The organism is Chamaesiphon minutus PCC 6605, from assembly GCF_000317145.1.
In the GTDB taxonomy this organism is placed as follows: Bacteria; Cyanobacteriota; Cyanobacteriia; order Cyanobacteriales; family Chamaesiphonaceae; genus Chamaesiphon; species Chamaesiphon minutus.
The window spans coordinates 4539922-4562923 of sequence record NC_019697.1 but is presented as its reverse complement, the minus strand read 5'-3'; the positions used below and the strand labels follow the sequence as shown (position 1 = coordinate 4562923).

Annotated in this window: 17 protein-coding genes; 10 read left to right on the top strand and 7 right to left on the bottom strand. The window is 46.6% G+C overall.

What is annotated here, in order from left to right; translation table 11 throughout:
• Nucleotides 1-117 precede the first annotated feature (117 nt).
• A complete protein-coding gene (locus tag CHA6605_RS20870; RefSeq protein ID WP_015161376.1) occupies nucleotides 118-2049 on the top strand; it encodes a heavy metal translocating P-type ATPase in 1932 nt (643 codons plus the stop codon).
• A gap of 226 nt (nucleotides 2050-2275) precedes the next feature.
• Here CHA6605_RS20870 and CHA6605_RS20865 read toward each other — a convergent pair whose 3' ends face one another.
• The 3 genes from CHA6605_RS20865 to CHA6605_RS20855 all read right to left on the bottom strand — a co-directional run bounded on the left by CHA6605_RS20865 (nucleotide 2276) and on the right by CHA6605_RS20855 (nucleotide 6739).
• On the bottom strand, nucleotides 2276-4306 hold the full coding sequence (locus CHA6605_RS20865; protein WP_015161375.1) for a phosphodiester glycosidase family protein: 2031 nt from the start codon (nucleotides 4304-4306) through the stop codon (nucleotides 2276-2278).
• A gap of 15 nt (nucleotides 4307-4321) precedes the next feature.
• The gene (locus CHA6605_RS20860; RefSeq protein ID WP_232432113.1) at nucleotides 4322-5848 is read right to left on the bottom strand and encodes a tetratricopeptide repeat-containing S1 family peptidase; all 1527 of its coding nucleotides are present in this window, start codon (nucleotides 5846-5848) and stop codon (nucleotides 4322-4324) included.
• A gap of 159 nt (nucleotides 5849-6007) precedes the next feature.
• A complete protein-coding gene (locus CHA6605_RS20855) occupies nucleotides 6008-6739 on the bottom strand; it encodes a sulfite exporter TauE/SafE family protein (protein ID WP_015161373.1) in 732 nt (243 codons plus the stop codon).
• Between the two features lie 230 nt (nucleotides 6740-6969).
• On the opposite strand from CHA6605_RS20855, the gene CHA6605_RS20850 reads away from it, so the two are divergent.
• The 8 genes from CHA6605_RS20850 (at nucleotide 6970) to CHA6605_RS20820 (ending at nucleotide 15585) form a co-directional block, all read left to right on the top strand.
• Nucleotides 6970-7563, top strand: a complete 594-nt coding sequence (locus CHA6605_RS20850; protein ID WP_015161372.1) for a TMEM175 family protein — start codon at nucleotides 6970-6972, stop codon at nucleotides 7561-7563.
• 173 nt (nucleotides 7564-7736) lie between these two features.
• Nucleotides 7737-10340 (top strand): DNA mismatch repair protein MutS, encoded by a 2604-nt coding sequence (gene mutS / locus CHA6605_RS20845; RefSeq protein WP_015161371.1) that lies wholly within the window; start codon nucleotides 7737-7739, stop codon nucleotides 10338-10340.
• A gap of 654 nt (nucleotides 10341-10994) precedes the next feature.
• On the top strand, nucleotides 10995-11453 hold the full coding sequence (locus tag CHA6605_RS20840; protein WP_015161370.1) for an excisionase family DNA-binding protein: 459 nt from the start codon (nucleotides 10995-10997) through the stop codon (nucleotides 11451-11453).
• A 7-nt stretch (nucleotides 11454-11460) separates the two neighbouring features.
• The gene (locus CHA6605_RS33115; RefSeq protein ID WP_015161369.1) at nucleotides 11461-12279 is read left to right on the top strand and encodes a PIN domain-containing protein; all 819 of its coding nucleotides are present in this window, start codon (nucleotides 11461-11463) and stop codon (nucleotides 12277-12279) included.
• Between the two features lie 144 nt (nucleotides 12280-12423).
• A complete protein-coding gene (locus CHA6605_RS34395; protein WP_157260054.1) occupies nucleotides 12424-12561 on the top strand; it encodes a hypothetical protein in 138 nt (45 codons plus the stop codon).
• A 90-nt stretch (nucleotides 12562-12651) separates the two neighbouring features.
• Nucleotides 12652-12915, top strand: coding sequence for an AbrB/MazE/SpoVT family DNA-binding domain-containing protein (locus CHA6605_RS20830; protein ID WP_015161368.1), 264 nt, complete (start codon nucleotides 12652-12654; stop codon nucleotides 12913-12915).
• A complete protein-coding gene (locus CHA6605_RS20825) occupies nucleotides 12903-13235 on the top strand; it encodes a type II toxin-antitoxin system PemK/MazF family toxin (RefSeq protein WP_015161367.1) in 333 nt (110 codons plus the stop codon). Before CHA6605_RS20830 ends, CHA6605_RS20825 begins: the two co-directional genes overlap by 13 nt.
• A gap of 85 nt (nucleotides 13236-13320) precedes the next feature.
• Nucleotides 13321-15585 carry an FdhF/YdeP family oxidoreductase gene (locus CHA6605_RS20820; RefSeq protein WP_015161366.1) on the top strand — a complete coding sequence of 755 codons (2265 nt, stop codon included), beginning with the start codon at nucleotides 13321-13323 and terminating at the stop codon, nucleotides 15583-15585.
• Between the two features lie 179 nt (nucleotides 15586-15764).
• On the opposite strand, the gene CHA6605_RS20815 is transcribed toward CHA6605_RS20820, so the two are convergent.
• Entirely contained in the window at nucleotides 15765-16454 is a 690-nt protein-coding gene (locus tag CHA6605_RS20815; protein WP_015161365.1) for a hypothetical protein, read from the bottom strand.
• A gap of 280 nt (nucleotides 16455-16734) precedes the next feature.
• On the opposite strand from CHA6605_RS20815, the gene CHA6605_RS20810 reads away from it, so the two are divergent.
• The gene (locus tag CHA6605_RS20810; RefSeq protein WP_015161364.1) at nucleotides 16735-17865 is read left to right on the top strand and encodes a quinone-dependent dihydroorotate dehydrogenase; all 1131 of its coding nucleotides are present in this window, start codon (nucleotides 16735-16737) and stop codon (nucleotides 17863-17865) included.
• A 55-nt stretch (nucleotides 17866-17920) separates the two neighbouring features.
• On the opposite strand, the gene nspC is transcribed toward CHA6605_RS20810, so the two are convergent.
• The 3 genes from nspC to CHA6605_RS20795 form a co-directional block, all read right to left on the bottom strand.
• Complete coding sequence (gene nspC, locus CHA6605_RS20805) at nucleotides 17921-19078, bottom strand: carboxynorspermidine decarboxylase (RefSeq protein WP_015161363.1); 1158 nt, start codon at nucleotides 19076-19078, stop codon at nucleotides 17921-17923.
• 275 nt (nucleotides 19079-19353) lie between these two features.
• Nucleotides 19354-21186, bottom strand: a complete 1833-nt coding sequence (locus tag CHA6605_RS20800) for an SWIM zinc finger family protein (protein ID WP_015161362.1) — start codon at nucleotides 21184-21186, stop codon at nucleotides 19354-19356.
• A gap of 555 nt (nucleotides 21187-21741) precedes the next feature.
• On the bottom strand, nucleotides 21742-22938 hold the full coding sequence (locus CHA6605_RS20795; RefSeq protein ID WP_015161361.1) for a saccharopine dehydrogenase family protein: 1197 nt from the start codon (nucleotides 22936-22938) through the stop codon (nucleotides 21742-21744).
• Nucleotides 22939-23002 lie beyond the last annotated feature (64 nt).

Here is a 23002-nt window from a genome sequence, read left to right as displayed (position 1 = left end):
TTGCAACCCGATCGGCGGTTTCTAACCGCTAAGTTTATCCTCTGCGTCTGGAAAATACCTGTGGTTGCTGATAACCTAATATTCGACACGATAAATATATTAGAGCAGCCACCTGGTATGACCCAAGCATCGCGATTTTCTTTCTCAGATCTAGTCAAAAATCATGGTGAAACTGTTGCTGCCGCTGGCTGTGCAGTCCTATTACTCGGCGGCTGGCTGATGTTGCACTTTACCGTCGCGGGCGCGAGTTTGCAGGTGGTGGGATTGTGTCTGTTGGTGTTGGCATATATCATCGGCGGTTATGGGAGTGCGATCGATGGTTTGACAACTTTGTGGGAGGATCGAGAGTTGGATGTCGATCTGTTGATGATTGTGGCGGCTCTGGGTGCGGCGGGGTTGGGATGGTGGAAGCAGGAATACGAGCTAATTATCGATGGGGCAGTGTTAATTCTGATTTTTGCGATTAGTGGCGCGCTAGAAGGTTATGCCATGGCGCGCACGGAACGGAGTATTCGCAGTCTGATGAGTCTGACGCCGGATCTGGCTCGATCGATCGTGTCTGGGGTGGAGCGGGAAACACCGATCGATCGCCTGCAAGTTGGAGATATTTTACTGGTTAAGCCGGGGGAATTGATGCCGACAGATGCGATCGTCATTGCTGGTAATAGTACGGTAAATCAGTCGGCAATTACGGGCGAATCGCTGCCAGTGGAAAAATCGATCGGCGATGAAGTTTTTGGCGGTACGCTCAATGGTAATGGTGTCTTGACGCTCAAAGTGCATCAACCGCCTGCAAGTAGCCTAATCCAGCGGATTATTGCGTTAGTCCGACAAGCTCAAACAGCAACTCCCGCTTCGCAAGCATTTATCGAAAAATTTGAACGGGGGTACGCCAAAATAATTGTTGTGGCAGGAGTATTACTGGCAACGCTGCCGCCATTTATCTGGCACTGGGATTGGGAGACAACGATCTATCGTGCCTTGATTTTTTTGGTGGTAGCTTCTCCGTGCGCGCTGATGGCGGCGATTATGCCGACACTATTGTCGGGAATTGCCAATGGTGCCAGACAGGGAATTTTATTTAAAGGTGGGAATACGCTAGAAGCACTCGGCCAAATTAAGGCGGTTGCTTTTGATAAAACGGGGACGCTGACGACGGGTAACTTGGCGGTAGTCGAAATTATTCCCATCGAGCGTGCTACTCCTGAAGAAATTTTGCAACTGGCGGCGGCGGTGGAAAATGGCTCCGAACATCCGATCGGACGCGCGATCGTCATGGCAACACAGGCTCGAAATCTCCCGTTCGACACGGCAACTGAGATGATGGCAAGTCCGGGTCTGGGAATTACCGGGATGCTCTGGCAGCAGCCAATTTCGGTAGGTAAGGCACGATTGATGTCCGCCGAGATTCAATCCAAAATTGCGATTCACCATGCCTTGGTAGACGATATAGCTGCTACGGGTAAAACGATCGTTTGGGTGGCAAGCGGCGATCGGTTATGCGGCGCGATCGCCCTGGCGGATACGTTACGCCCAGAAGCAGTAGAATTAGTCCGACGGTTGCAGCAGATGGGTATCGCCCAAATTATGCTTACTGGCGATCGCGTGGAGAGTGCAAACGCGATCGCGCAACAGGTGGGCATTACGCAGGTACATGCCGATTTATTGCCGGAAGATAAGGTAAATCTGATTCAACAATTACAGTCAAAATATCAAGCTGTGGCGATGGTGGGCGATGGTATTAATGATGCTCCAGCTCTGGCGGCGGCGACGGTTGGAATTGCGATGGGTGTAGCAGGAAGTGATGTGGCTCTAGAGACTGCGGATGTGGTGTTAATGACTGATTCGCTGGATAAATTGGAGCAAGCAATTAAGTTGGGTAGGCGCACGCAGCGGGCGATCGAGCAAAATATTACGTTCGCGCTCTCGTTTATTGTGTTGTTATTAGTCGGTAATTTTATGGGCAATCTTAATATGCCTTTGGGTGTTTTGGGGCATGAAGGCTCGACGGTATTAGTTACGCTTAGTGGATTGCGGTTGTTGCGATAGTTTGATTAATTGATAATTAAGTGGGCAAGCTTAATTAGATATAAAATACTGCACAGGGTAGATATTAACCACCATCTGGGTTTCAGGCACTATCTGTGAGTGTGGGGATGACCCTTCTCAATCGTCATAATACTATTTACTGACATGGTCAAAATAGTTATAAGAGATTTTCTCGCTAGAAAACCTCTTATGGCTAAAGTCGAGTCAAAGATATCTCACGGCGAGATTAGGGTTCTAGCGAAATCCCGATCGCATTGTGGACGCGGGCGGCGGTGGCGGATGCTCGATCGATTAATTGTCCGCCGAGGTAGATACTCGTAGAACTACCGCCATCGAGGTTGAGTGCGTCTACAACACCCATTTGCTGCATCAGTTGAGCCATCTCGGCCAAAGTGGGGCCTTTGCCGCCAGCGCGATTGTGGACGGCGACAAGGATAATATTCCCGTTGGCGGTATTGGCGATCGCGCTGCGGACTGCTGATTCTTTACTAAAGTTCGCGCCGAAATTTTCGCCCTGAGCGTCGAGAACGATTTGACTCGATCGTACCAGCCAGGGACCAGCAGCGATAATCTGGGAGTAAGTATCGAATTCTGGTGGCGTAATTTGACGTTGCAGGCTGAGGCTGGTGCCAATGGATAGCTTCCCAGCTAGCTCTGGCTGCCCCCGCAAGGCCAGCAAATAACCATTAGTAGGGATTTCAAAGATGACGCTACCGATGGCGTTGCTAGGGGTAATTTGGGTGACACGATCTTGTTGGACTGTAAAAATCAGTTCATTGGCTTGCATCGGCGCGTAGGTACTCCCCCAGGCTGCTGTATAACGACCTAATCCAGCCTGTACGTAGGCACTATTTAGCGTCAGAATCTGCAATCGATCGCCTGTAGATGTAGTTAACGTCTCCTGCATTTTTACACGGGCGATCTGGATTTTTCCTTTGTCATTCCAGCCGATCGCGCCGCGATTTAAAATCGGACTGGATAACCATTTACCATCCCGTTTGAGGGCACCGAGCAGCATTCGATTATTCCGATTGAAATAGCCCCCGTTGATGGCGGCGACGACTTGGGTGGTAGGGGCGAATTTAATTAGATGATTGGTACCCACTAAATTTGGCTCTAGAGCTAACATCGGTCTAATTTTGATACCCTGTTGGCGCGGATCGATTTCTAGATAGGTGACCGGAAAATTATTGACGCCCAATTTTACCCATTTCTGTCGCCATTTGAGTCCGGGTGCCCACTTGATTTCGCGATCGGGGATGGCGGCTAAATTAGAATTGATGGTGACTTCTAGAGTAGTGGGCGATAATAATTTTGCCCGCGCGCGTTGTCCTTTGACGATCGGAAATTGGACGATCGTTTGATTTTTACTACTGGTAACTTTATATTCTAATTTCTGGGCGGTGGGGTCGTCGTCGGGATCGAGATTGGCATCGACAGTTGGTGCTGGTGCATTAAACTGGGCGAGTAATTTGGGGTCGGCAATGGCTTCGATCGTCAAGTAGCCTTCGGTGGGTGTTTGGCTGAGTTTCCAGGGGGTAGCTCGATCTAATATGACGGTAATTTTGCCATTTTTAGGGATCTTGTCATGGCGAACGTCTACTACCTTAGTCGCGGGAGTATTGAGTTGCAGCTTGTTCCCGGAGATCTGCCATTTCCAACCGCTACTTTTAGCAATATCAGTGATATCTAGATACCGATATTGCCGACTGAGTTTGGCTGTCAAACTAATTTTCCTAGCTCGATCGGTTGCATACCAATCGACTGGTTGAGTTAAATAATTGCTATTATTAAATAGTTCTACACCTAACTGTCGATCGAGGGCGGTATCGCTAATTCCCAGCCGCACACTATTACCGACTTGCCATTGCCCCCACGGGATATTTAGCGTTTTACCATTGAGAAATATTTCCGTACCTTGCGCGACAAAATTTTTGGGGGCTGTATTTTTAGTTGTTTGAATTGGTAAGTCTGGCTGGGAATCTGCCAGTGCGATTTTAGCAAAACCGAATGTGGCATAGAAGTGAGTCGCGATACTAGCGATCGCGATGAGATAAAATCTCTGATAATTCATAGTCGATGGTTGGGGTAGATACCAGAATTGTGAATGATGCAGATTATTCAGACCGTAGCTATTGGCAATCTGGTTCCAAAATTGTTCGGCGATTGAAATGAGGATATAACCGCTAGGTCGGGCATCGAAGTGGATTCTGGCATAGTTGTCATTGAAGGTGAGATTCTCTGTGGCGATCGTCATCCACTATCCACTAAATTACTGATTCAAGAAACTAATATCATCAATAAACCCCTCAGTGCTGGTGAGTGCGTATTGTCGAGCTAACCTGTCATCGAGTTGGGCGGCTGCGGTATTGCCGATGGCACGATTGGCGACGGCTCTAGCTTTGTAAGCTTCTGTCATCCGGGGATTCCAGCCCAAAGCCATATTGAGTTCCATCAAGCCTTGTCGATAGTCCTTGTTGGCTACTAATAATTGTCCCAATAGGGCGCGGGTTGCGGGCGATTTGGGGGCAATTTGCACGGCGCGACGCGCCAGATTGATAGCGGCTAAGGTATTGCGTTGCGCGTTACGAACGATCGCGAGATTATTGTAAGCGTAATAAAGTTTTGGATCGAGTTCGATCGATCGTTCGAGATCGGCAGCGGCGACACTATAATTACGCAGTCGCAATCCTACTAATCCTTTGACATTGTAAACCATCGCACTTTTCGGAGCCAGCGATACCGCTCGATTGCAAGCACCCAAAGCTTCGCCATGTTTGCCAAACTCACTGAGGAAGAAACATTTGCCAGCATAAGCCAGCCCCGAAGTTGGCTCGCTCTGAATTGCCAAATCGACATCGGAAATTGCCGCACCGATCCGTTTAGACATAAAATTGGCGGTAGCTCTAGCAATATAAGCCTTGGTATAGCGAGGATTGAGCTTAATTGCTTCATTCATTGCCTCGATCGAGCCGCCGAGATTGCCACGATTGAATCGATCGACACCGATCAAGAAAAAGTCTACAGCTTGCGGAGTTTTGGGCGTATTTGCAGCGACGACGATCGGGGGCTTGCCGCCAAAATTTACACCTAGTTTACCAGCCAAGCGCATAAAAGTGTTAGTTGGAATGCCCAGATTAAACCCAGTTTTAATCCGAATATTCTCATTAATTTCGGAGGCTTGATTAGATTCTTGGACATCGCCTTTGCCATGGATGGCGATCGTTTCCCCAGCTTCATTAAATACTGGCCCGCCACTCATTCCGGGTAGGGTATTATTACTATAAACTAACGAATAACCACCTGCTAATGGGCGGTTGGCATTTGCCGTAACTTTCCCCTCAGTAAAATTATAAATCGATGCGCTAATGGCGGCTGTGGCTAGTGGGAAACCCGCAACGTAAACGATCGTGCCTTCACTTACTGTCTCGACATTGCCCAATTTAGCGATTGGATAATTAGTCGAACTTTGAAACTTAACGATCGCTAAATCCACATCGGTAGTCGCTTTAATATTCGTCGGAGTTAACGGATAATTTTTACCATCTGGAGTGGTAAGTTTAAATTGAGCTTGACGATCGCGAACCACATGTGCAGCCGTTAGTACTGTATAAATATTGCCTTCTTTGCTAATTACTACTCCAGAGCCGACAGAATTCTCGCTATCGATCGAGACTGTCACCGATTTGGCAATTTTACCCACTTCGCTTGCCGATAGCGCGCTCGCCGATGGCGCGAGCCAAATATTGATGCCGACGATCGCACCAATCGTCAGCCACTGCCGAATCCAGATAGACATTCCACTCAATCGCTCGTTGTGCATCTCTTTTGTATTTGATAAAACGCTTTCCACTCTCATGCGATACAGTCATTCCCCCGATTCCCGTTCCCTTCTTATCAAACTAATCTGTCAGGAAAATGCTGTATTTTCACTATGCTTATCTTCTATGCTCTAATTTCAGGTCAAAATTAATTTTATCCCAGCGATCGCCAAAACTGCCGCTAGTAAATACCGGAGCCGTTGCGAGCCAATTCTTTTACTACCATATTCCGCTCCAATCCAGCCGCCGACAGCAGCAACGATCGACCACAGCCAGAGGCTCGATGGTAAGGTGGGTAACTTAGTCAGATAACCGAGCAATCCCGATATCGAATTAACTAAGATAAATGCTGCCGATACGCCAGCAGACTCAGAAATCGTCGCCCATCCCATTAACAGCAGCAACGGACTCAGAAAAATGCCGCCACCAACGCCAGTTAAGCCCGATAATAAACCGATTGCCATCCCCAATCCGATCGCTAGATACACGGAAATTGGACGGGGTAGCGGCGGTTCGGCAGTAGTTTTAATAAAGCCTAATCTCGCAGCCGCATAGAGCAATACCATCCCGACAATCGGCTTATAAAGTTGAGTAGGCACGACAATCGAGCCACCAATAAAGGCACAGGGAATCGAACCGATCGCAAAGGGGATAAATAACGATCGCTTAAAATAACCCGCGCGATAAAATTTTAACGTCGCGATCGCGGCCACAATGATATTCAAGACTAGGGCTGTCGGTTTCATTACCGCTGGCGCGACACCAAATAGTGCCATTGCTGCCAGGTAACCCGACGCGCCACCATGTCCGACCGAGCTGTACAATATAGCAGCGATAAAAATGCAACTAGCTAATAATAATTCAGACACGATTTAGTCGGTTCCATGAGAGTGTCAATGCAATTGTCAGCATTGATTAACAGCTACAATTATCTCAGCTATTCTCGTGTCACAATATAAAACAAGTTTAAACTGGATTTTAAGAGAGTGGAAACTGCTCTAACACCCGATTACCTTCGTGGCAAAGCCATACCACCGAGCCTAGCGATCGCTAATAGTGCTAGCAAACTTCTAAAATAGAGAATTTCAGGAGAAAGATTGTGGTTAAAGGGAGATTGGAAGCATTCAGCGATGGTGTCATTGCCATTATCATCACGATTATGGTATTGGAACTAAAAGTACCTCACGGCGAAACTTTTGCCGCATTGACCCCATTAATTCCAGTATTTCTTAGCTATATTTTAAGTTTTATTTATATCGCGATTTATTGGAACAATCACCATCATTTATTACAAGCTGTGAGGCATGTAAATGGTCGAATTTTGTGGGCGAATGTCCATTTATTATTCTGGTTGTCGCTGATTCCATTTGTCACTGCGTGGATGGGTGAAAATCAGTTCGCCCCCATTCCTGCCGCGCTCTACGGTGCGGTACTGTTATTTTGCGCGATCGCTTATCTAATTTTAACGATTACATTAATCGCACATCACGGTCGAGAGTCCGAGCTAGCGATCGCGATCGGTCGAGATTTTAAAGGTAAAGTTTCTTTGGCATTTTACGTAGTGGGAATCTTACTTTCGTTTGTCAATTCATGGCTAGCCTGTGGCATCTATGCTCTAGTAGCAGCGATGTGGCTGATTCCCGATCGACGGATCGAGAGGACTTTAGTCTCGGAAAATTTATCTAATAAATAGCTCGCTCGATCGGTTCTTCTGAATCCGTACAACGATCGATTTGCTCCGGTTGAGAGCGTTGTCCGGACGGAGCGAATCAACATTCTCAGCCATTATGACAATCTGAGGACGATCGAGATCGCGCGTCGAACCGTCAATAGTACAATAGGATTAGCCGCACCTCACATTTCATCATGTCCATGTCCGAAAATACTCCCGACTTGACTGGCATTCGCACCAGCCAGAGTCAAATTCGCAACGCCGATTATCGCCTGCTCGATCGCACCAAACTGTCGCCGATGTACCAACACTACGTCGAGGTGAAGGAGCAATACCCCCACGCACTGCTGTTATACCGTTGTGGGGACTTCTTTGAGACATTTTTTCAGGATGCCATCACTATTGCGCGCGAACTCGAACTAGTGCTCACTAGTAAAGAAGGCGGTAAAGAAGTGGGGAGAGTACCCATGACAGGCGTACCGCACCATGCGGTCGATCGCTATTGTGCCATGCTCGTCGAAAAAGGGTATGCGATCGCCCTGTGCGATCAGATGGAAACTGCTGCCGAATCCGCTGCCTTGGGGAGTAATTTAGTTCGCCGTGAAGTCGTCCGCGTTTTGACTCCCGGCACGATTCAGGAAGAAGAAATGCTCCAATCGCGCCGGAATAACTTCCTCGCCGCGATCGTCTTAGTAGGCGAAAATTGGGGACTAGCTTACACAGACATCTCTACAGGCGAATTTCTCACCACCCAAAGCACCGATTTAGAAGTCCTCACCCAAGAGCTGATGCGGCTCCAACCGCCCGAAATCCTGATTCCGATCGCCGCACCCGATCTCAACCGTCTCTTGCGTCCCGGCGAAACCTCCGACTTACTCCCCACTAATCTGCCCAATTGCTTCTGCTATGCCATGCGTCCGCTGGCACCATTTACCCTCCCAGAAGCCAAGCAACGGCTGATGGACACCTTCAAAATGCGATCGCTAGAATCTTTGGGGTGTACGCCATTTCCGCTGGCTGTGCGGGCGGCTGGCGGCCTATTAGAATATCTCGAAGCCACCCAAAAAGGCAACCCCGTTACCCTCCAACCGCTACGTACCTATTCTTTAGGCGATTATCTAGTCTTAGATCACCAATCCCGCCGCAACCTCGAAATTACTCAAACCGTCCGCGACAATCATTTCCAAGGCTCCCTATTGTGGGCGTTAGATAAAACCTGTACTGCCATGGGCGGACGCGCTTTGCGACGGTGGGTACTCCAACCCCTGCTCGATCTTCACTCGATTACCAAACGCCAAGATACGATCCAAGAACTTGTCGAACACACCTTCTTGCGGCAAGATCTCCAACAACTGCTCAAACAGATCTACGATATCGAACGCCTGACTGGTAAAGCCGCTTCGGGACGTGCCAACGCCCGCGATTTAGTCGCCCTTGCCGACTCCTTCCTCAAACTCCCGGAACTCGCAAATATCGCCAGCCAAGGCAAATCTCCCTTCCTGAAAATCCTCCACCACGTCCCTGCCGAACTCGAAGCCTTGGGACAAAAAATCGTCGCACATCTAGTCGAACATCCGCCCCAACACCTCAAAGAAGGCGGCTTGATTCGATCGGGGATCGATCCCCAACTCGACGAACTCCGCGCCTCAGCCGCCGAAGATCATCAATGGATTGCCAATCTTGAAGTCATCGAACGCGATCGCACGGGAATAGCCAATTTAAAAGTTGGTTTTAACAAAACTTTCGGTTATTATATCAGCATTTCTCGCCTCAAAGCCGACCAAGTACCAGGCGACTACATCCGCAAACAAACCCTCACCAACGAAGAACGCTACATCACCCCCGAACTCAAAGAACGGGAAGTCCGCATCCTCACCGCCCAAGACGATCTCAACCGGATCGAACACGAAATCTTCCTCGAACTCCGCGCTACAGTTGCCGCCCATACCGAGCAAATCCGCACGATCGCCCGCAGTATCTCCGCGATCGATGTTCTGTGCGGTTTATCCGAAATTGCCGCCACTCAAGGCTATTGCCGCCCCCAAATGGTACCGAGTCGCGAAATCCACATTACCGACGGTCGCCATCCGGTAGTTGAAAAAGCCCTATTAGCCGGATTTTTCGTCCCTAATTCCACCCAATTAGGCCAAGCCGAACACATCACCGCCACTGTCGAACATCCCGATCTAATTATCCTGACGGGGCCGAATGCCAGCGGTAAAAGTTGTTATTTGCGTCAATTAGGCTTGATCCAAATCATGGCGCAAATCGGTAGTTTTATCCCCGCCACTGCTGCTACGTTGGGAATCTGCGATCGCATCTTCACCCGCGTCGGCGCAGTAGACGACCTCGCCACCGGACAATCCACCTTCATGGTCGAGATGAATGAAACCGCCAATATTCTCAACCACGCCACCCCCAATTCCCTCGTATTATTAGACGAAATCGGACGCGGTACGGCGACATTTGACGGACTTTCGATCGCCTGGGCAGTCGCCGAATATTTAGCTACCGAAATTCGATCGCGCACGATTTTCGCCACCCATTATCACGAACTCAACGAACTCGCCTCGATCCTACCAAACGTAGCCAATTATCAAGTCACCGTCAAAGAATTACCCGACCAAATTATCTTCCTCCACCAAGTCCAACCAGGCGGAGCGAGTAAATCCTACGGAATTGAAGCCGGACGATTGGCAGGTTTACCCCCAACGGTAATCAGTCGCGCGCGTCAGGTAATGTCACAGATTGAGGAGCATAGTAAAATCGCGATCGGTTTGAGGGAGTCAATGTTGTGAAATTTCGAGAATAGGATCTACTCTCATCTTGCGCCAGCGACGCATCGATCTAGAGGGAACCTCTAGATCGATGCGTCAAAAAATAGTTCAAGCACACTATTGATTGGCTTTGACCCAGCGTACCCGCGTTTGGGCTTACCTCGACTCACTTCTTCTAACGGAGACGCTAAGACTTCGCTGACGTGCAAGTGGCTGACCTACAAGTCGCTCAACGCAAGTAAGGGAGGGAAACCCTTGCACAATTAATCAATCTTTAGGGGTGCCCCTTGCGGGGTAACATCCGCTCTATGCCCATATTAGTCTTTTTGTATTAGTGCAAGATGTGAGTGTACCAATCAGCCAAAAGTCGCAAAGGGAGAGCGGAGTTAAGTCTACAGATCCTAAAACCCGTAGATATATTTCGGTTATTACGTTTATTGCGGATATTGCGATTACGGTCTTGTATGGGTATAGTAGAGACATGAGATTAAATAAGATGAGCAGCATTATCCCCTTACATACAGTGTCAAAACTTACATTTTGGCACTTCAGATAATCCTAAGATTGCTAAAAACTAGCAATTAACAACTGAGTATCGAGAGTTTAGTGACCAAGATTTCGCTAGATATTTGGTCAATTAATCAAAAAGATTAAGCTCCACTAAAGGATTAAAAAATGCTAAAAAATATAAATTCACAACCAACTTCTAATCAAACGAAAGAAATTAAGAAACTCGAACGGATATTAACTCAAAACACATCACCGCCAAAGCTGTTAAGTGCTACTGGTGAAGAAATCGTACTGCCACAATCAGTTTATGAAATCTTGCTAGATGTAGTCCGAGATATGTCTGCTGGGCAAGAAATTTCTATTATTCCAATAAATAAACAATTAACAACCCAAGAAGCTGCGGATTTAATCAATGTATCTCGTCCATACATGATTAAATTACTTGATAATCAAGAAATTCCTTACTCTAAGGTTGGTGCTCATCGTCGAGTGTTGTTATGTGACTTGATAGCTTACAAAGAACAACGAGCCTCAATTCGTCATAGCAAATTGACAGAGATCACTGAATTTTTGCAAGAGGAAGGTTTTTACGATTACAATGAATCAGATGACAGTTGTGATTAATTAAATTGTGGCTCAATTATTAGCTTTGTTGGACTCTTGTGTTATTTTCCCGATGCCCCTTTGTGATACTCTATTGCGTGCAGGGGAGTCTGGGTTATATCAACTTTACTATTCCCAAGATATATTAGATGGTGCTACCCGCAATCTGATAAAAAAAGGGAGAATGACACCAGATAAGGCTAGTCGATTCCAGCAGTTGATTATTAATACCTTTCCAGAAGGTTTAGTAGAAGTACCAGCAGGATTAGAACTAGTGATGACTAATCATCCAGGCGATCGTCATGTACTAGCAGCAGCGGTAACTGTAAAAGCTGATGTTATTGTGACAGCTAATATTAAGCATTTTAAATCAGAATCGTTACAACCTTGGAATATAGAAGCGATAACACCTGATGAATTTCTTAATATGTTGTGCGATCTTCATGGAGAAGAAACACTATACAAATTAATTCAATTGCAAGCTGCGGATTTGCGCAAGCCACCTCAAACATTTCTCGATCTTATAGAAAGGATTGAAAAAGAGCAGCCACTATTTGCTAGTAGGCTGCTTCTTCATGTATATAGCAAAATGATTGAAAATGTAGCTCGCAAGCTTCAGTATATTTGGGCGAAGTCTCAAAACCCCTCCCCTGTGAAAGGAGAAAAGTATAGAATTGAATCAGACATTAGCTCTTTAACAGTCTTTTGTCAGGTAAATAATAGAGAAGTTATAAATATAAAATTTGGTCAAGCAACGGGTAAGATTTATCACAGAGATGTACTGAATTTTCAAGAAATAGCAAAGCAATTAGTGAAAGAAAAGATGATAAAATCTTATATAGAGTAACAATATATTGAAATTAATACCTTAAGAGATCGAGCTAAATACCAACAACTTCAAGCCAAAAATGCCACAAATGTAGTTAAAGAATTATTTTGGAGTCAAGAAGCTTATAGTTACATCACCAAGCAAAGCGATCTTTTTGAGGCGATGTTGCCTGAGTTAATTGCACAGTATGCAGGAATGTATATTCTATTTGAAAATGGTAACGTAATTGATTCCGATCGAGATGAAGATGTTTTACTCGATCGAGTTTGGAATACAGCTATTCGGGATCGAATCTCTTGATGCTGATGTAACACTGTTCTATTAGAACACTCGGATCTTGGCAGTCGATCGATATGTGGATATAATGTAATTACTATTATCCCTAAATCTATGGCGGCATCTGTCAAAGGGCGAATCATTAAAGTCGGGAACTCTCAAGGAATTAGAATTCCGAAAGTCTTGTTAGAGCAAAGTGGTATCCAAGAAAATGTCGAGATTGAAGTTCGAGATAATCAGATCGTGATTACGGCAGCACCCAAAGTTCGAGCTGGATGGGCGTCAGCCTTTTCACGAGTAGCTGGTAATGAGGATGAAGATGTTTTACTCGATAGTCATACTGCTACTGTCTGGGATGAGGAAGAATGGGAGTGGTAGTAGCGAGATTTGATGTGTTTTTGGTGGTGCTAGATCCGACTGTTGGGAGCGAAATTCAAAAAACTCGTCCATGTGTGGTGATTTCACCTGATGAGATGAATTTGCACTTGGCAACAGCAATTGTTGCACCGATGACGACCAAAGGAAAGCTATACCCCAGTAGAATTCCCGTTTACTTTGATGGCAAAGATGGGCGGATAGTTTTAGACCAAATTCGCACGGTCGATAAAACGAGGCTGATTAAAAAGTTAGGTACGATCGATCCAGATGAACAGAAGGCTGTTTTGGGTACTTTGATTGAGATGTTCTCTGAGGAGTGAATTGCTGAAATCTGTCCATTTATATACCGAGGCATCTAGAGAATTATGGTAGCTTATCGAAATAAGCTCCCCATCTTGCGATCGAATGGAAACTAACCCGCAGCAAAAACCGCCCTTCAACGAAACCAATGAGGATACACCAGCAATTGGTGGGGGATTGCCTGTAATTGAGTATTGGGCGGAGAAAACAATCTCGCCACAAGGCCCTAAACTCTGGAAAACATTGCTCCATAAGAGTGCGTGTCTATCTTGCTCGTGGGGAACGGGCGGGCAAAAAGGGGGATTCACTAATGAAGAAGGTGAAAAGCTCCAACGCTGTATGAAGAGTGTGGAGGCAATTACCGCTGAGATTCAGCCAGGGGTTTCGACGCATTTTTTCGATACCAATCCGATCGCCAGATTGAGACAATTATCCTCTTATGAAGCCGACAGGTTGGGACGGTTGAGTTTTCCGGTGATTTTGCGAGCGGGAAGTTCTCACTACGAGCGGATTGATTGGGATGAAATTTACTCGATCGCGACTGAGGCTTTCAAAAGAGAGCCGGAGCGCGTGGCTTCTTATAGTTCGGGGCGCGGTTGCAATGAAGCGGCATTTATCTTGCAATTGATGATGCGGACGCTGGGTTCTAATAATCTGGCGGATTGCTCGGATTTATGCCATGCACCTTCGACTACCGCACTCGATGCGATGTTTGGTACCAAGACATCGATCGTCAGTTTGGAAAACTTGAAGGAAGCTGATTGCGTGGTATTGGCGGGAGCGAATTCGCCGTCCAATCACCCACGATTGATGAATGAATTGATTAAATTGCGTGAAAAGGGCGCGAAAATTATCATCATCAATCCGATGATGGAAATTGGGCTGGTGAAATTTGGCTCTCCTGCATTTCCCGTCAAATCTCTAATTCCAGGGTCGGATATTGCTTCGCTGTATCTCCAGCCGATTCCAGGTAGCGATGTAGCGTTATTCGTAGGCATTCAAAAATCTTTAGTCGCCCAAGGACTTGTCGATCGAGCCTTTCTAGAAGCACATACTGAAGGCTGGGAGGCGATTCTAGAGCAAGCGCAGAATATGACGTGGGAAACTATTACCGCCACCTGCGGCGTCTCTCAGGCGGAAATAGAAACTGCGGCAACGATAATCGGTCGATCGCCACGGGTAGTATTTGGTTGGGCAATGGGGATTACCCAACAGACTAATGGCGTCGATAATGTTTACAGCATTGCCAATACCGCCTTGATAACGGGGAATGCTGGCAAAGTAGGTGCTGGTGTCATGCCCGTGCGGGGGCATTCTAACGTGCAGGGCTTTGGCTCGATGGGCGTGACGGTAAAGCTTAAAGAAGAGATTAAGCAAGCCATGGAGCGACTGCTAGGGCGACCTCTGACACTGCCCAAGGGCTATCACACCCGCGATTTAATTGAAGCAGCAGACGCTGAAAAAGTCGATACACTCATCTGTGTCGGTGGCAATCTCTACGGAGCCAATCCCAATTCAGTGCAGGCACAACGCGCATTGAGCAAGATCGATACAATTATTTATCTCGCCACCAAACCCAATATCGGCCACTTTAACGGACTGGCGAAAACTAATACTATTATTATTCCCGTCTTTAATCGCTTCGAGCATCCATATAAAACCACAGTCGAATCGGGTAACAATTTTGTCCGATTCAACGATACTGGAGAAACTCATTTAAAGGGTGCAGATTTGGTAACCGAAGTTGAATTTTTAACCACTTTGGCGCACCGGGTTTTGGGTGAAGATCCGATTCAGTGGCATAAGTTGTCCGATCCGCGCTATGTGCGACAACTCATCGCGACAACGATTCCTGGCTACGAAAAAATCGGCACGATCGACCAGACAAATGAAGAGTTTACTATCTCTGGGCGGATCGTGACCACCCCCCACTTTAAAACGCCCTCTGGTAAAGCAAAAATGTTTCCGACGCCGCTACCAACTCTGACGCTACCAACACCGGAAGACTTTGGAATCGATCGACCAGAACGTGCCCTAGTGCTAGCTCTGATGACCGGACGCAGCTATTCCCAACACAACACCGTCGTCTACAAACTCGGCGATAAATATCGGGGAATGCCCCATCGCAACTGTATTCTTGTCAACCGGATCGATGCTGAGAAAATCGGGCTAGCGGCACACGATCGAGTTACAGTCCAAGGCGATGCTGGCAAGTTAGAGGAAGTCGAAGTAATTTACGGCTCGGTACGCGAGGGTGCGGCGTTGATGTTTTATCCCGAAGTTAATGTCATTTTCACCGCCCAAACCGAAACTCGATCGGGTACTCCAGCATATAAGCGGGTGCCTGTGGTGGTTTACAGTAATAAGTAGGCAGGTGTAAATATCTAGAAAATAGATGATGCCTGAAACCTAGCTGGTGGCCGATGTCCACCCTACACGATCCGATCGGCTAAGTTGAGGTGTAATTTAGCGATCGAGTCCTAAAAATTAAGGCGATGGGGAATAATTCGATCGACGATCGAATTATTCCCAGATATTATTCTATTGCTCTAAAATTCAAATCCCAGACCGATATTCGTACCGCTAATCGACCCAAAGTCAGTATTAAAACTACCCAATAATGCCACACCTTCAAACAGATTGACATCAACCCCGATCGTGCCTAGCAGTCCGAATTGGGAAGAGCTGGCACCATTAATTCCCGAACTATATTGCACGCCACCACCAGCATGAAAAGTGACCAACGGGTTGCGCTCGAATGGTTCTCTGTCACCTAGTGCAAAATCATAGGTAATGGGAACTCGGACGATCGTGCCACCATTGCCAAAAACTGCGGAGGGACGAATCGAGTAATTGGTGCCGAATGGGAATCTACTAATTATACCAAAAGCTGCAGATCCACTACCAAAGCCAATGGCTGGGCCAAAATAGTTAGCAGGGATTCTGGTAGGATAGCCATCGCCTGTATCTATAGTACTCGGTGCCGAACCGGGTGAGGGTGGCGGCGGCGGCGTGGAGCCGCCAGGGAGTTCGGATTGAGCGATCGCTTTTGGTTTAGCATGGATATTGGGGCTAGTTAAGGGCGATCGGTCTTGCCAGTTTGGCATGGCAACTGTAGACAATGTGCCCAGCTTTTGGGCTGCACCAGTTGTAGATTTGGCGATCGGCGCAGTACGATGTTGTTGCGCGACAGTGCTGACAATCTGTGGTGTTGCAGTTGGTGGGATCGTGGGGTGCATTAATTACTCCTCAAAGATGAGTCACTTGATTTAATACTGACAGGCTAAATGCCGAACTATAAGAACTTAGACTGCTAATTGATTATATAGTTTCCGCACTTCAAATCGTCTCTATTGCAGATTTCGGTTTGCGTTGGTGTGTGGAGTTAGGAATTGGGAATCGATGGAGCACCCTGAATGTTGTGTTACAGACGATCGGGGCGCGATCGCGCGAGACTCGATCGGCTAAAATATACTCACATCATCGATAGTTAAAAGTTCGCAGCCGATTGTAATCACTTTGGATATTTATCAACTTGCAGTTCGTCCGCTGTTATTTTCGGCTCTCAAAGCCGATCCAGAAGCTGTCCATAAGCAGTCATTAGACCTACTACACGCGATCGATTCTACACCGACATCCCCCCTGACCAAAATTGCTAAAGCGAGCTTCCAGCAGTATTTTTGTCGGGCAGATCGACAGTTAGAACAGTCTTTATTTGGGTTGAAATTTGCCAATCCGGTGGGGTTAGCTGCTGGATTTGACAAAGATGGAATTGCGGCGGGGATCTGGCAATATTTAGGCTTTGGATTTGCCGAACTCGGTACGGTAACCTATCATCCGCAACCGGGTAACGAGCGACCCCGGTTATTTAGATTGCCTCAAGATCGTGCAGCATTAAATCGGATGGGATTTAATAATTTGGGTAGTGCGGCAATGGCTGCGGCACTGCAACAGCGAGAGCGGGGCGATTTTACCATTCCGATCGGGATTAATTTAGGTAAGTCAAAGATTACCGAGCTAGAAGATGCCGCGACGGATTATTTGGGTAGTTTTCAACGGTTAAAAGATCTCGGCGACTATTTTGTGATTAATGTCAGTTCGCCAAATACACCTGGTTTGCGAACGTTACAAGAGATCGAACCTTTGCGGATTATTTTCGATACTTTACAACAAGAAAATCAAGGTCGCAAACCAATTTTAGTCAAGATTGCTCCCGATCTAGCCTGGGAAGATATCTCAGCGGTAGTAGAATTATCGCAAGCATCTAAATTAGCAGGCATTATTGCGACGAATACGACATTGGATCGATCGCAATTAACTACTAAAATTATCGCGCGCACAGGTAAAACAGTAACTGAAGAAGCAGGCGGAATTAGTGGCGCGCCAGTCCGTCAAAAGTCTACCGAAGTCATCCGGTTTATCCATCAGCAAACGGGTGGAAGTCTGCCGATTATTGGGGTAGGGGGGATTTTTACCGCCGATGACGCCTGGGAGAAAATTACTGCCGGAGCGAGCTTGATTCAAGTTTATACCGGGTGGACTTATAATGGCCCGTGGATGGTCGATCGCATTTTAACTGGATTATTAGCCAAATTGGAGGCAAGGGGATTACGATCGATCTCTGAAGCTGTCGGGATTGGCAAAGATTAGATTTCAAAGAAACCCGACTTCAAGAGAATTCGAGTTTCTAAAAGTTTGCAAATTATTAGCCCAATCTCGATCGATAATCTTCGTAGCCAAACTCACGCCAGAGCTTAAAGTTACCATCTTTATCGAGTCGTCCGATCGAGGGATGGAAGACACCATTGAATGTTGAAGTTTTGACCATCGTATAGTGCATCATATCTTCAAAAATCAAGCGATCGCCTATCGCTAACTCCTTGTCGAACGCATAGTCGCCTAAAAAGTCACCAGCCAGACAACTAGAACCACCCATCCGATATAGTGTATCGCCTACTTCTGGCTCGCGCGCGCCGCGAATTGCTGGCTTGTAAGGCATTTCTAAACAATCGGGCATGTGGGCGGTAAACGATACGTCTAACATCACATTTACCACATCATCAGTAGGAATTAGATCCAATACTTTACCAGTCAAAAATCCAGTTTCCCAGACAATTGCAGACCCTGGTTCCATCAGCAGTTGAATGTGTGGGTGACGATCGTGGAATGCATTTAAAACCTCGATCGCACGATCGACATCATAATCTTTACGCGTCATTAAATGACCGCCACCGAAATTTAACCACTTAAGTTGTGGTAAAAACTTGCCAAATAACCGCTCGATATTTGCAATCGTTTTTTCTAATGCAAATGAGTCGCTCTCGCATAAATTGTGCGATAAAAATCCATCGATACCCTCCGGTAAAGTATCCCCTAAATGTGCTGCGGAGATGCCCAAGCGCGTAGATGGCTGACAGGGATTGTAAAGGGCGGTTTTGACTGGCGAGTATTCAGGATTGATGCGCAGTCCTACCGATGGTTTAGCAGTGCCAGAGCCTGCAATCTGCGATCGAAATTGGGAGTACTGACCGATCGAATTAAAGGTCATGTGCGAGGCTAAGGGCAGAATCTCCGGCACATCTTCAGCGCGATAGGCAGGGGAATAAACATGTACCTCCGTGCCAAATTCCTCTGCGGCGAGTCTTGCTTCCCACAGCGAGCTAGCAGAAGCACCCTTAAGTGTGGTGCGAATCTGGGGAAAGCTATGAAAGAGCGAAAACCCCTTGAGCGCAAGCATAATCCGAATCGGGGCAGCTTTTTGGACTCGATCGAATATTGCTAAATTTCGCGCTAACAGTTGCTCTTCTAAGACGAAGCAAGGTGATGGAATATTAGCTAAAATGTCGTTGTTAGTTTGGGTCATGTTTACTCAATAAATTGGCGGAGATAGAGATATTAACCCAAGTTGCGAGCTAGTACAAGACAATCCCGATACTATCATTGCAAAACCCACCACATCGGTTTGGTAATTGCTGACTTTGAAACATTAACGCCAACGTTAATTGTAGGTACTTCGATCGGTATCGGCTACGCGGACTAATAATTCAGTCCGCGTAGGCGGACTTTGCAACACTAGCGGCGATTTTAATCGCTGATATTTTATTATCTCTACACTCAATCTTAGCAAGTCTCTCGCAACTATAAATTTGCACCTTCAATTAATCCCATCAGTTTGCGTTTGCGTCCGTGTGTGGCAATCAACTGGGCACGATATTGCTGCCATTCATCTTGACGTCCAGATTGCAGATAAGCAGCCCGCGCTCTAGTCAACCAGTTTACTGCCTCTTGATAAGCTTCGGCTTTACCGCGATTGATGATATCTTCTGCTGGGGGAATAGCCTTCGCAATCACCCATTCCGGTCGATGAGACATCGCTGCATCCATCACCAATTGAATCAAGTGGCCCCTAGCATAACTATCGGTGACAGTCGCGATCGCATCATCGATCGAGCCTTCATGCAAAAAGATTTGGACTTTGGCTTCCGCATGTCTCCAGCTATCGATCGTCCGTAAATGTTGCAGCAAATCGGCCTGTAAGGTCTGCCAAGCCTCACCTGCCAGCGTTTGGATTTGTTGATACCCCCGCATCGACGGACGCAGCTTAAAAGCGGTAATTCTTGCGCTCAGAGCTGTGGACAGTTCGCCCAGTCCCTGTGCCAGTTCGCTCGTCCAATCGGCTAATTCGTAGCGATGTTTGTCGAGCAGCGGACTCTGATGGATATTAAAGAATTGATGCTCTGCGGGTGCTGCGAAAATACGATCGGGTAAATCCAATCCCGCTTTTGCAATTAGAAGTGCTTCTGCGAGCGCATCCTGTTCTCTCAATACCTTCGCTACGGCGAGTGCTTGTCCGGCATCCTTGAGGCGAATGCTCGCCGCCATGACTTCGCCAACCCTTCCCAATTGTGCCAACATTACCAAGTATTCTTCAACTAGATCCTCCGCCCGTGCTAGGTTCAAATACTCTGGGTAACGTTCCTGTAAATTCAAAAGCTCCAATCGAATCCGCGCTAATTTATCCGCATAACTCGGTCGTCCATCTTCCCACAGATCTTCGCTTTCCCCTTCAAGTACTGCCACAAGTTCTGGTGTATCCCAACCTTGCCGCAACGCTGCGGCGCAGATCTCAAAGTTACCGCCCAGACGATCTTGCCATTCTTCCAAATTTACCTGAATATCGATCGCTTCTTCCGATGATAATTCTGCTGTCAACACTGCCGCTGCCCAAATCGGATCGAGCATTGCCACCAGATCGTCACCATCTGCACCATAGTCGGTTACCTCGTCCCAATCTTCAATACAAGCTTGGGTAATTGCTTCTAAAATTACTAAGGCATTATTGCCATCACCGTTGTCAATAAAAGCCTGCGCCTGGTCTAAAATTTCTGGTAAATCGGTATCGATCGGATTTTCTTCCCAGCCTTCTTCCCAATGCTGCACGCAATGCCGCATCATTTGTTTGGTTTGATGTCGATAGGGTTGCGGATCGACACTCGTCTGACGTTTGGGACGGTTTACGGTTGTAGAAATTTGCTCGACGATTGGCGGCAAAATCTTGTTGACGAATCGATCGATCCGCTCTAATAAATTTGGTTCTTTAGCAACTAATTCTTGCACCAATGTTTGAGTCTGAACGTGGTTTAATCGATCGAGCAACTCATTCAAAGACAACCGTTGCTGAATCTTTTCCGGCTGGCGAATCGAAGTCAGAGCCACTGCGACGATGTGCTTGCACCATCCTTCAAAACTATACTCGCAACTGCATTCAGCTTCAGTCACGCCCCCAGCATCAAATTGAATGGTGACATGGTATGGTTCGACTTCGTTACCTTCGACTTCCCCATAAAGACAATTTCCCCGCTGACAAAGATCGACTACCGCTCCCTGTTGATAGTAAGATTCGCCCCGCTGGAAAGATTTATCGGTAGCGTGGTAGCGCAGGGTAGTTTCATCGAGATTTGCGATGCGCATAATGAGATTCATTCTATAAAAACTACTCACGATCGAGCATAGCTTGACTTCTGTACGAGAACGCTATCGGCAACAAATATCTATGTTTTCCCATTGCTCGCGAGTCAATACACAATTACCAAAACAGTAAATGAAAAAACGAACTGGGAGGGGTATAAATATTAGTTATGCTGCTCTCATCTCGTAATTCCAATCTAATTTTATCCATCGATCGACCAGTAGAAGTAATGCAATCGCGATTCTAGAACAGCCAAAAAGATTGAGATTACTACCATCGGTCAGCACTAAGTATATTCATCGCGATCGATTAGCAATATCTCGATCGATTCGATCGTTTCATCCGAACAATCTGTAGGGGCGGGTTTATGCTACTAATCGCGATTGTAACGATAACTATCGTACAAACCCGCCCTCACCCACCAGCAACCTTCAGATCGTATTTCTCCTGATATCTGTGAAGATATACCTATAATGTTATTGGTAGGATTGGGCAGGTTTGTACGGAGATTAATTGCACATTTGAATTAGTGACATAAACCTACTCCTACAAATCTTCTAATTCTCGAATGGCGATACACCATCAAATACTTCATGCCAAGGCAATCCCATCGGGCCGAGTAATTCCATGAATGGATCTGGATCGCATTCTTCGACATTAAATACTCCCGGCTTTTTCCAATTGCCGTTGACAATCATCAATGCACCAACCACAGCCGGGACACCTGTTGTATAGGAAATGCCTTGCGATCCTACCTCTTTATATGCTGCCGCATGTTGACAGTTATTATAGACATAATATTTCTTCTCTTTACCATCTTTAATACCAGTAATATGACAACCGATCGAGGTTTGTCCGGTATAATTTGTGGCTAAAGAAGCAGGTTCGGGGAGGAGAGCTTTGAGGAATTGTAATGGGACAATTTGTTGACCTTGATATTCGATCGGATCGATCCGGGTCATGCCGATGTTTTCTAATACTTTCAGGTGCGTAATATAATTCTCAGAAAATGTCATCCAGAACCGGGCGCGTTTGAGCGTGGGGATATTTTTAACTAGAGATTCGAGTTCTTCGTGATAGAGCAAATATGACTCGCGATCGCCAATTTCAGGATAGGGAATTGGACGATGGATCGATAAAGCTGGGATTTCTACCCATTCGCCGTTTTCAAAATATCGACCTGGCTGGGTGATTTCGCGAATATTAATTTCGGGGTTGAAATTGGTAGCAAATGATTTGCCGTGGTTGCCATCGTTGCAATCGATGATATCTAGATAGTGGATTTCATCGAAATAATGTTTGAGTGCGTAGGCACTAAATACACCCGTCACGCCAGGATCGAATCCACAACCGAGAATTGCTGTCAGTCCAGCATTTTTGAAGCGATCTCGATATGCCCATTGCCAACTATACTCGAATTTAGCCACGTCGATCGGTTCGTAATTAGCCGTATCGAGATAGTGAATGCCTGTTTGCAGACAAGCATCCATTAATACCAAATCTTGATATGGGAGTGCGACATTAATCAGCAGATCTGGTTTGAATTCTTCGATTAATTTGACTGTATTTGCTACCGTGTCGGCATCGAGAGCGGCTGTCGTTACTTTTGGCGAGCCGATGCTCGCGGCAATTTTTTCGCATTTATCCACGCTGCGACTTGCTAGCAAAATATCTGTAAATTCGGCGCGTGCGGCACATTTGTGTGCGACGACATTACCAACTCCACCTGCGCCGACTATCATTACTCGTGCCATATTATTTCCCTGAATTAATTTTATTTTGGATGGTGGACTGTGGATTTTGGATTTACTCTCGATA